The organism is Izhakiella australiensis, from assembly GCF_002006995.1.
In the GTDB taxonomy this organism is placed as follows: domain Bacteria; phylum Pseudomonadota; class Gammaproteobacteria; order Enterobacterales; family Enterobacteriaceae; genus Izhakiella; species Izhakiella australiensis.
Window position 1 is genome coordinate 1 of record NZ_MRUL01000036.1, and the last position, 10,988, is coordinate 10,988.

Annotated in this window: 7 protein-coding genes and 1 pseudogene; all 8 read right to left on the reverse strand. The window is 59.6% G+C overall.

Annotation, left to right across the window (positions count from 1 at the left end; translation table 11 throughout):
- Window positions 1–281, reverse strand: a pseudogene (locus BTJ39_RS23470) (UDP-forming cellulose synthase catalytic subunit); the annotation flags it as partial.
- Between the two features lie 65 nt (window positions 282–346).
- A complete protein-coding gene (bcsQ, locus tag BTJ39_RS23475) occupies window positions 347–1,135 on the reverse strand; it encodes a cellulose biosynthesis protein BcsQ (RefSeq protein ID WP_078005095.1) in 789 nt (262 codons plus the stop codon).
- On the reverse strand, window positions 1,126–2,178 hold the full coding sequence (bcsO, locus tag BTJ39_RS23480; RefSeq protein WP_338418168.1) for a cellulose biosynthesis protein BcsO: 1,053 nt from the start codon (window positions 2,176–2,178) through the stop codon (window positions 1,126–1,128). The genes bcsQ and bcsO overlap by 10 nt, the downstream gene beginning before the upstream one ends.
- A 343-nt stretch (window positions 2,179–2,521) precedes the next feature.
- Window positions 2,522–3,517, reverse strand: a complete 996-nt coding sequence (locus tag BTJ39_RS23485) for a family 8 glycosyl hydrolase (RefSeq protein ID WP_078005096.1) — start codon at window positions 3,515–3,517, stop codon at window positions 2,522–2,524.
- 4 nt (window positions 3,518–3,521) lie between these two features.
- Window positions 3,522–3,989: a cellulose biosynthesis protein BcsD gene (bcsD, locus tag BTJ39_RS23490; RefSeq protein ID WP_078005097.1), complete on the reverse strand. Its 468-nt coding sequence runs from the start codon at window positions 3,987–3,989 to the stop codon at window positions 3,522–3,524.
- Window positions 3,976–7,707: a cellulose biosynthesis protein BcsC gene (locus tag BTJ39_RS23495; protein WP_078005098.1), complete on the reverse strand. Its 3,732-nt coding sequence runs from the start codon at window positions 7,705–7,707 to the stop codon at window positions 3,976–3,978. Before BTJ39_RS23495 ends, bcsD begins: the two co-directional genes overlap by 14 nt.
- Window positions 7,700–10,099 carry a cellulose biosynthesis cyclic di-GMP-binding regulatory protein BcsB gene (gene bcsB, locus BTJ39_RS23500; RefSeq protein WP_078005099.1) on the reverse strand — a complete coding sequence of 800 codons (2,400 nt, stop codon included), beginning with the start codon at window positions 10,097–10,099 and terminating at the stop codon, window positions 7,700–7,702. The genes BTJ39_RS23495 and bcsB overlap by 8 nt, the downstream gene beginning before the upstream one ends.
- Window positions 10,099–10,988, reverse strand: an 890-nt coding sequence (locus BTJ39_RS23505) for a PilZ domain-containing protein (protein WP_176110425.1), incomplete at its 5' end; no start/stop codon positions are given. The genes BTJ39_RS23505 and bcsB, both read right to left, overlap by 1 nt.

Sequence of the window (10,988 nt, forward strand, 5' to 3'; positions counted from 1 at the left end):
TCGGCGAGAAACAGGCCGATGCCCAGCAGCGCCTCGATCTGAGAGTTAAAATGCAGGGTATGGGTGGCGCGCCACCAGATATAGCGCGTCGACATCAGCGCGGACAAAAACAGCATGATCATCGTCATGCTGCGGCGCTTACTGCGGCCGAGAATAAATAAAATCGTGATGCTGATCAGACCAAAAATGTATTGTTTCTGACTGTCCATCGGCGTGATAACGATCACGCCAGCCACGGGAAGCATCAGCAGCAGTGAAAGGTAATACAAGCTTTTATTCATATAAACCCAGGCGATATCGTTAACAGTTTCTCCCACCAGCGGTTCCGGGGAAAAACATTTAAGCGTTATACCGGCGTATGAACCTCGCCAGTACCAACCTGCACATTCAGCAGGCTGGCTACTTTTTTTCCAATCAATTCAATGTCAAAAGCCGCAGCGGAAACCGGGCTGAAATCGAATATCGACTGCTGCGAGGCATTGGCTTCCGCCACGCTTTCATCGCGATGTATTACGCCGAGCAGCCTTTCACCCAGCCGCTGCTCCATAAAAGCGGTAACATCGCGGCTGATATTGCGACGGCTGTCGCTCTGATTCAGTAAGAAGTAGTGTCCCAGCCGCTGATTCAGCGCACTGCCGATCAGGCGCTGATTTTCAATCTGCGGCAGCAGGGAGACCGAAGCGGTGTCGGCCAGCAGCGTAATCAGATGCAAATCGGCCAGCTCGCTGGCCGCCTTCAGCGCCGGTCCCGGTCCCGGCGGAAAATCGGCAATGATCACCAGCCCCGGATAGTTAAGTAAGGTATTCAGACCGCGCAGCAGGAATTGCGGGTCGTGCGCCAGATTATGCTCAAACCCAATGCGCTGCTCCTCGGTGACGTCACCGTAAGGCAGCACAAAGATGTTACTACCCGTGGTAAGCACTGACTGACTCCAGTCAGCATTATGCGCAGATTGCGCCACATAGCCGCGCCCGTCGGTTAGCGGCACGCCGAAATGCAGTCTCAGGGCATTCTGAACGTCAAAATCCAGCGCCAGCACCTTAATACCGGAGCGCGCAAGGCTATAGGCCAGGTTGGCTGTCAGCGTGGTTTTTCCTACCCCGCCTTTTGGAGAACAAACGCAAACTAACGGCATGAAGCAATCTTCTCCAACAGGGGTTGCAACAAGAGATCTTTGCTATCTGACGCCGCATCTGGCTGCGCGCTAAATAGCTGGCGGAAAGCGCCGGCGGGCCGCAGCGACGGGGCGGACGGACTTGCACCACTAAACGCCGCTGCCCCCGGAGGTCGCTGGCCCGCAGCTGAAGCCAGCGCATCAAATACGCCACGCTCGCCGCGCGGACTGCCTGAGTCGGCAGCGCTGGCAGGTGCAGGCTGGCGCAAGGGTTGCATCGTCACGGTGGGCGACGATACCGGCGGCGCTGACGACGGCGCAGCTGCGCCAGGCGACGAAACCGCAACGCCCGCTGCCGGCATCGCGCTCAGCGCCCCAAGTAAGTCGTTGCCGCCGGGGCGAATAGTGGCGCGCCCTTCTGCGCTGAAGGGCGCAGGATCTGCCGACGCCGCTGAAGGTGGCGCTGCAGCGCCAAGCGACGAAACCGCAACGCCCGCTGTCGGCATCGCGCTCAGCGCTCCAGGTAAGTCGTTGCCGCCGGGGCGAATAGTGGCGCGCGCTTCAGCGCTGAAGGGCGCAGGATCTGCCGACGCCACAGGTGGTGCAGTAACCGGCGATAGCGGAGCCTGGCGCGCAGGCGCATCGGCTGTCGCCATCGCCGCCAGCGCGTTCAGCAGGCCGCCGGAGCGAACGGCAGAGCTTGTGGTGGCCGGTAGCGGCTGCGTGGCGCCCGCAGGCACCGACGGCGAGTCGGTTCTGGCTGGCGGCGTGGCCGTCCCGTGATGCGCAAAAGCCTGAGGATCGACCGCCTGCGGTACTGAGCGAAACGCTGATGCGGCGTTATCAAGCACGCCGCCTTCGGCCGACTGCGTCAGCTGGCGAATAATCGCCCAGTCAGCGCTGCGGCCTCTTTTTTGCAGCTGATCTGACATATCCTTAAATTGAATATGATTTGTCTGCGTTTTTTCTTTAAAACGCTGAAGATCATCATAATTTTTCATAGGAATAATCGCGCAAAGATTAAGTGGTAATAATAAATTAATGATTGTCCAGCTTGCTTCCATTCGTAACTTAAGGGAAAGGCTCGCTTTTTACTGCCATTTTTTCTTTATCGTTATTTTCAATAATAATAGACAGGATTTAGCAACCCGGTGAAAAATAATTAATTTTATGAAGTGAATAGCGGCAAATATAATCCCGGCGCGGGTCGGGATTTTAAGATTTTTCTTAACGGTGAGATGATGACGGGAAAATTCGACCGCCGCTGGCGGTAATAAAGCATGGCATTGAACGGCCAGCGCCCACCGGCGGTGAACATCTGACGCATCGGCAGTCTGCGTCGACAAACATAGCGGTAAAGCCCTGATGCAAACGTCCGGCGCCGCGGTCGCGCCGGACGTGCGGATTTTACATACCGCGCAGCGCCATCAGCGTCAGCAGCTGTAAGCTAGCGGAATAATAATCCTGATTGTCACTCAGGATGCCGTTTATCTGGCGGGTATCACCGAGCGTTAAATCCCGCACCGCCAGCAGGCCGCCGTTCATATTGTACGGCGCCTTGTTGTTATTCAGCACGTCGATCCACGCGGGCGTTTGCAGACGTGGAAACTGCATCCAGAAACGCTGAAACGGCACCAGCCGCAGGCTGCTGGCGTCATAGGCGTACAGGTTCAGCGGAATACGCACCGCATCGTAGCTAAAGCGCGGCGGCCAGCCGGCGGCCGGCGCCAGGGTGCCACCGGCATTCAGCGCGACCCAATCGACCGGCAAACCGCTGTCGCCAAAGCGCATATTTTCCAGCAGCGTCATGCCGTCATTGATCAGCTTATCCCATACCTGCAGATGGCTGCGGCGCGCAAAGTCGCGCCAGGCGGAGAACAAGAAATAGGAGGGATTTAGCACCACATAGCTGTTTTTGTTAAAGCCCTGCGCGCCGGGCAGCATCACGGTGTAGCCGGCATAGCGGGTGACGTCGTGCTCCACAATGGCGCGCTGAATCGCGTCGGAAGCCTGTAGCCAGGCATCCACATGCCATTTTTCGCCCGCTTTTAACAGCGCCCAGGCGATCAGCACGTTGCCGTCGGAGGCATCATTTTTATCGCTGACGTGCGGGGTAGCGTTCGGGATGTAACGCCAGTAAAACAGGCCGTTGGCATTGTTTTTCAGATTCTGCTGCGTCCAGTTCCACAGCGTGGTAAAGCTGGCGCGATCGTTCCACGCCACCGCCATCAGCATGCCGTAGCCCTGACCTTCGGTATGGCTCACGTTGTTGTTGCCCGTATCGACAATGCGCCCTTCCGGCGTCATAAAGCGGCTCTTAAAGGCGCTCCATCCTTCTGATGCCTGCGCCGTCCCGGCCATCACGACAACTAACAATAATCCCAACAGGATATTTTTCCGCATTTTTTTATCTCTGATAGTGTAAGCGCAGCCTGTTTCGCTCATTGCCGGCAACCGGCGTAATAACCAGCCGCAGTTGGCCACCCAGCGCCTGCAGCCAGCCAGCATACATACCTTGTAATATTGCCGCCATCACCCTTTGCCAGCGCGCGTCATCCATCACCTGGTTGCCCGGCGGCAGCGCCAGATGGGTAATAACCAGAATGGCATCGGCGGCTTCAATATCAACCGTACCCCAGTGAAAAAGCGCCAGCTGCTGGTTAATACTGTTTTCCAGATCGGCCAGAGTTTCAACCTCGCCAACCGGAAAAAGTTGCGCCAGTCGCTCACCCGTTTGGCGTAAAAAGGCAAGTCCATCATCTTCGCTGGCGTTGCTGAACATGCTGTCAATCATCAGGCTTAGCAAATCAAACCATCCCGGCTGATACTGCTGACGAAGATGGTAATCGCGCGTTAATTTATCAAAATCCGTCATTATTAACTCCGAAAAGATAGCGTAACCAAAGTTGTGCGGTGCTTTCGCTGTAATCGATAAAGGTGTCGTAGCCCAATTGACCACCGACCGACAGGTTGTGATTTATCCGATAGCCAATACCGGCATGGAGGTCGTATCCCAGGCCGCTTTTACTGCTGCCCGGATACCAGGTGCCGCTCTGCGCCTGTAACGCCGGATCGTCAGGAAATAACGGGCTGTGGTGCTGGGTATAGGATTGATAATCGAGCGCGCCACCGATATTCCAGCGCAGCCGCCGGTAACGGCGGGAAAAATCCACTGGCAGCGAAACGGCCAGATAATTTTGCGGGCTAAAATAGCCGCCCTGCCCATAGGTGAAGTAATTGAGGTTATGTCTGAAGTCCATCCAGTTAATACCCAGCCCGGTTTTTAATTCCTCCTGTTGAGTGTGGTAAGGGCGTATGTATAACCCGGCAGAGGCGTCAAAACTCTGGTTAGTTTGTACATGATGACCGGTATAGCGATAACCGCCGCCGCCAATATAAAAACCCGCGCGGCCATTGTCATAGCTCAGCATGGCGCTGCCGCCGTTTTTGGTGACTTCGCCCCAGCGCTTACCGGATAGCTTATCGCGCATACCGACATAGGAAAGCAGGCTGTCGGTCACCGCCCGGCGCTCGCCGCTCAGAATCAGCGTCAGATAGTCAGAGAGCTTAGGCGACCACTGGACTCCCCCCACCAGCGTATGCAGATGCGGCCCCAGCGGCGTGGAGCCAATATCCACTTTATACGGATCGCCACTCAGTTGCAGGTCGGCCTCCAGTCCGGACGCGTTTTGCGCACCGATCGGGTAAAGGTTGTCGCGCCCCGGTTTTTGCCCGCGATGCGCGATGCGCAGCGGAACGCTGCCAAAGCGGCTGCTGGCGTCGGCGGCGGCGCTACCGGCGCTTAACAACACCGGCGTCAGGCTTAGCTTGAGACGGCTGTTGTTAAAGGGAACGGCAGACCAGCTCAGCGGCGTTTTGACCTCGGTTAACTTACTCAGCCCGCTTTCGCCGCTACGCTGGCGTATTTGCAGGCCGCCGCCTGCCCAGCTGCTTAGTTGGCGATGAAGCCGGTCCGTCATGGCATCGATTTGACGCAGGGTCTGGGTTGCCGGGTCAACGGGCGCCGCTGCGCCGCTGAACGCCATCGCGCCACCGGCAGCACTGCGCTGCCAGGGCATGACGATGCCATAACCGGAAATTTGCGTCGGCAAGGCTCCCAGAGCGCGCTGGCTAAAGGGATTCGCCCCTAACGCCAGCCCGGCGATTTCGCCCGGCTGGCCGACAGCCGCTGCGCGCGCCCTGCGCAGCCAGGCCAGCGCTTGGGTCTTATCGCCCGCCGCTTCGGCTATCCGCGCCCGCAGCAGCAGGCGCGCGGGCGTAGGCTTGCCAGTAAAACCGTCAGCGAGCGTCTCTGCTTGCGCTACCTGCTGTTGGGCGAGGGCGGCGTTTATCGCGCCTGTGCGCGCCTGCTGGTCAGTGGGATCATGCGCCATCAGCCAGCGGTAAACTACCCCGGCCTGTTTATTCATTTTGCCGGACTGATAAAGCCGCGCCATTGCCAGCATCAGGTCACGATTTTGCGGATCGCCCTGTAAAGCCGCAATCAGCTTATCGTAGGCCGTGGCGTAAAGGCCCTGTTCACGCAGGCGGTCAGCCTGGTTAATAATCACCTCGTTACGCGCCGCCGCCAGCTGAGACGGCGTACTGCGCGCCAGCAGCGCCGGATCGTTGAGAAAGCGGCACGCCTCATCGCTCAGCCCGGCCTGATTAAGTACCGCCAGCTGCGCGGCATATTCTCCGACGTTGCCCTGCGCGCCGAGCTGCAGATTACCGCGCACTATTGCCACCGCGCTGGTGCTATCGCCAGTCTGCATCAGCGCCTGCGCCAGGCTGCCAACATCAATCGGGTTCTTTGGCGGATCCACCGCCAGCGCTTCAAGGGTATTATCCGCCGCGCTAACCTCGCCCTGCGCCAGGTATTGTCGGGCTTGCACCATTTGCAGATTAAAACGCGCCCGTGATTGCAGCTGCGCCACGCTGGCGCCACGCTGCGCGACGGGAATGCGAGCCAGGAAGTTTTGTACCTGCAACCAGCGCCCCCTTCCAGCGGCATAAAGCGCCGCAGCAAGCAGCTGCTGGTGGCTGGCGCCGGCGCGCCCGGCGGGTTGCATCACATCATCCGCCTGCGCCGGTTTACCCTGGCGCTGAAAAATAGTGGCTAAATCCAGCCGCAGCCAGGCATTATCCGGGTACCGGGCAATCCCTTGCTGCAGCAGCGCGATGGCCTGCGCCTGGTCACCGGCCTTCAACGCCTGCTGCGCCTGACGGCGCAGGCGATTGCTTTTGGTATCCGGCGAGGCAAGGCTATCCTGTACGCTGACGGGCAGCGAAGCCAGCAGCTCACTGGCTTCACGGTCGCGGTGCTGCTGGTGCAGTACGTAAAACAGCCCCTCTTTGGCACTCAGGTTATCCGCATCGCTGCGCACCAGGCTACGATAAATCGCTTCAGCAGGCTGTAGCTGTCCGCCAAGGCGTAATACATCGGCACGAAACAGCTTTGCCGCCACGCCACGGCTGCCAGCGGCCTCTGCCAGCGGCGCGCTTAGCCGTAGCGCTTCGGCACTGTTGCCGGCTTTCAGCGCCGCCCTGGCTGTCGCCAGCCGGGCATAAAACGCGGCATCATTCGCCTGCTTCTGACGCTGCGCGCCGTTAGCGCCGCCCAGCTTTGCAGCCTGGCCGAGATAATCCGCCGCCTGAGCAAATCGCCCCTGCCGCTGGGCGATATAACCCAGCCCGGCCAGCGCATCGGCATCCTGAGGGTTCGCATGCACAATGGCGGCAAAGTCATGCTGCGCACTCAGAATATCGCCGCGATTAAGGGCGGTATAACCGGCCTCCAGCTGCGCGCTGCCCACATGCTTCTGATAATAGGCCTGCACTGCGCTATCCTGAGGGTGACGCTGCATCCACTGCTGATAAAACACGGCATCCTGCGGTTGCGGCTCAAGCCAGAGTAACCCTTTACGCAGCGCCTGGTCGGCGGCAGGACTGCCGTCAGCCAGGGTTGCCAGCAGCTTAACGCCTTCACGTCGCGTCGATGTCTGATAGGTCAGCGCTTTGCCCAACGCCAGCTGCGCCTGCGTGTCCTGCGGATAAATAGCGCAAAACTGGCGCAGATGGGCGATGGCCTGAGGTAACAGGGCGCTGTCGCCGGCCATGGTCAGATAATATTCAACCGCCAGCGAGGGCGGCGGGCTATTGTCGTGCAGCATACTGCGCCACGTTTGCAGCGCGCCGCGAATATTGCCGCTGCGCGCCTGCTGCCGCGCCTGCGCTAGCTGGGCGGCAGGAATAGCCTGCTGCTCCAGCGCATAGTTCAGCTCAGACAGCTTAGGGTCCTGCGGATCGGCCTGCGCCAGCCGCGCCCGCCAGCGCATAGCATCAATGCTGTCTCCCTGCTGCTGGCTCCATAGCGCCATCAGATACAGCGCATCAGCATTGTTATCTTCAGCCATCAGCACCTTTTGCAGCGCCTGGCGGGCAAGATCGTTATGGGCCTTTTGATGCCAGTAGCGAGCCTGAGCCAGCAGCATCTGCACGGCCGGATTAGCGGCGGCCCATAGCGACTGCGTCGTCATCAATAAACCAGAAAGCGCCAGCTGTTTCAGGCGAACGGCCACAGCCTTAGTCATGCTTAACCTCCTTGTTATCTGCGTGCTGCTGTAGCTGCAAACGCTGCCGGGCGTGGCGGCGCAGCATCGCGCTGCTGGCAAGGCCAAGCAGCGTCGCCAGCGCCAGCGTTATCAATGCAAGGACGACGCAATGCTGGCTGGCATACCACAATGTCATCATGTACCAGGGCATCTGGCCGCTGGGGAATTGCGGCCCGACGCGGAAGCTGCGCACGGTATCGGTACCGCTAATAATGGCGGTATCCCCACGGATCGCCGCATTCAGCTCTGGCTGCGCCAGATCCTGATTCAGCCTGAGCAGCTGCGCGTCATCTGTTGCCAGCGCCACCACCACCAGATGCTTTTTGCTCCAGGGTGAACGGTAGCTGATAAACCCGCGCCAGCGCTCGTTGGAGGAAAGATAGCGATCCGCATCGAGCTGACGGCGCCCCCAGTCGCCTGCAAGCCAGCTGCGCACCTCATCTGACAACGAAGGCGACGGGATGCCGAGACGCTGACCGTCTGCGCGCAGAACGTAAGGAGAGTGCGCCAGCAGGCGGCGATTAAACGCATCGTCAGCCAGCGTGGTTACCGCCAGCACATTGCTGGCGCGCAGCCGATAACGCAGCGCCCCGGCTTGCGGCACGCCAAACGCGACCGTATTGCGCGCCAGCGCTACGCCGGTCGCGCTGGCGGCGCGGGCCGCCAGTCCCAGTAGCGTGCTAATTTGCGCATCGCTCGGCTGTTGCGGCAGCAGCAGCAGGGTGTGGGAATAGTCAGCAAGTCGGCTAAACGGGAACGAGGCGCCGACAAACCAGGAAAGATTCGGCAGCAGGCCAAAATGGCGACTTTTGCTGAGATCGATCGACGAGCTGGATAAAATACGGCTGCGAATATTGTTATTACTCAGAACGTTGCAGGGCGCGCTGGCCTTCGCCTGAATATTGAACCAAAGCTGCAGCTGGTTATCACCGTATATACGGTATGGCGCCAGCGACAGTACGCTGTGTTCCTGGCGCGCATCCCCACCCAGTCGATGCCAGAGCGTTTCCAGCAGCCCCGGCTTATTAACCGGCAGGTTGCCGAGAAACGCACCGTTAAGCGCCACGCTCAAAAAAGAACGCTGCTCATCGAGCCAGCTTACGCTGGGAAAGCGGTAGTGAATATTCAGCGGAAACGTCTCGCCGTCCCACAGGAACAGGTCCGGCGCGGCGCGAAAATTCACCCACAGCGCATCATGAGAAATTCCGCTACTCACCAGATTGTCCCCATGGGGCAACAGCGTATACAGCAGGACCGGGTGGCGGGTGTTAATCCAGCGCGGCGCATCGTAAGGTTGACGCACGGCTACCGTCTGCACAGGTACTTGCAGCGTATCGCCCTGGGTTGTCAGCGGAGCATTAATCAGCCGCCAGGCGGCCTGGCGCAGCTGATTGTCATTATTGCCGACAATCAGCAGCAGCTTGCCGGTGGTACTCGCCGGATTATCAATGATCTTAATGAGCGGTTGCCCGGTCTGCGGCAGCACAATCCCGGCGACCGTTTCACCGGGATGACCAAATATCACCCCATTGCCCTGCGGCAGGCGCGCATGGCTGACCGGAAAATGAATACCGCGATAATCCGCTTGCATACCCAGCCAGGAGGCCAGGATCACCGCGGCGCTGACCTCACCCGGCTTCGGCGCGCTGCCAAACACCATCGGTACCTTAGCGCGGATCATCCGCAGCGGATCGAAAAACGGACGCGGGAAAAAATGCAGATCGCTGCGAAATTTCAGGCGCTGTCCGGACAACATCAGGGTACTGGTCGGTAACACCGTCAGCCAGTAGCGATGCCCGGTGTCCCGCTTGCACACCAGGCGTCCGGCGTCGTTTATTCTGAAGCTGAGATTGTTTTGCGCCACCACCATCTTTGCCGGAATCACCAGCCGGTAGTGAACCGGCCCCGCTTCTGAGGCGCTGAGCGGCAGGGTACCCAGCGGCTGACCGTTAAGCATCAGCTGCAGCGAGCTACCGCGCGCCGCCAGCGCGGCAGACACCTTCAGCGCCAGATCCAGGCTGGCATAGGTCACCACCTGGCTGGCTGGCACGGTAAACCGCATCCCGGCCTGCAGCAGATCGCCGCCGAGATAGATCCCCTGAGGATGCCGCATTTGCGCCACGCTAATTTCTTCGCTAAAGGGCGCGTCATCCCCGACATCATCGTCGTTCGGCGGCGTCATGGCCGCTGGAGCAGGCGCCAGAGCGGGGACTTTATCGCCGGGCGGCGCCTTTCCCGGCCCCCCGGCGGCGTCAGAAGGAATTATCGCAGGCAGCGGCGGCAGTACGGTATTCGCCGCAGCGACGCTCGCGCCGACCGCCGCCGTGGGCATCAGCAGGCAAAACCCCAGGGCAAAATCTGACATTTTCATCAGGCAAAATCCTTACGGCCACGCTGACGCATTGCTTTTCGCCGGGCGCGCCAGTCTTTAAAACTTAGCCAGAACAGCGCAAATACCGTGCGGATGATGGTCAGCAGCGAATGCAGCGGCCGGTCCTGCGGCGCCGGCGGACGCACCCAGGCGTCGGCGCGCGCCAGCACCACCCGCACCAGCTCGCGCCGCCGCGCCAGCGGGATCTCGTCAAACTGCAGGCGAATGGTTTTCCCGTCGGCGCCGATCGGGCTGACCGCAATGTTGATCGCCCCCGATCGCAGTATCAGATCGACCGCTTCGATCGGATCGCTTTCATGGCGGTTATCGGGCGCCCTCACCTGCACGCCGCCCATCGACAGATTAACGGTCTGGCTGCGTAAGCTGATGCCGCTGGCATAGTGCAGAATTGCCGGCACCACCACGTCAATGCGGATCGATTTGCGCATCTGGCGGGTTTCCCGCGCCACGGCGATGGCCGCCAGCAGGATAATCAGGCCGAAGGTCGCCCAGGCCACGTTCAGCGCGACAACCCAGGGGTTGGCCACAAACCAGCGCTGCCCAAGCGCCCTGACAATGCCGTAAATAATGCCGGCCACCAGCAGCAGCGCGCAGATCAGGTGCGGACGCACGATATTGAAATCAAAAAAGCCGGTATCCAGCAGGCCGCCCTTGTCGGTGACGTTAAACTTGCCGCGCTTCGGCGAAATCAGCGTCAGCAGCGTCGGGATCACCAGATGAAACGACATCACCGTTTCATAAATTTCACCCCAGAAGGTGTAGCGAAAGCGGCCGTTCATGCGCGAGTTGACGTACAGCGACATCACCAGATGCGGCAGCACGTAGGCAAAGATCAAACTGGCGGAAGAGTGGATGATGTTCAGATTGA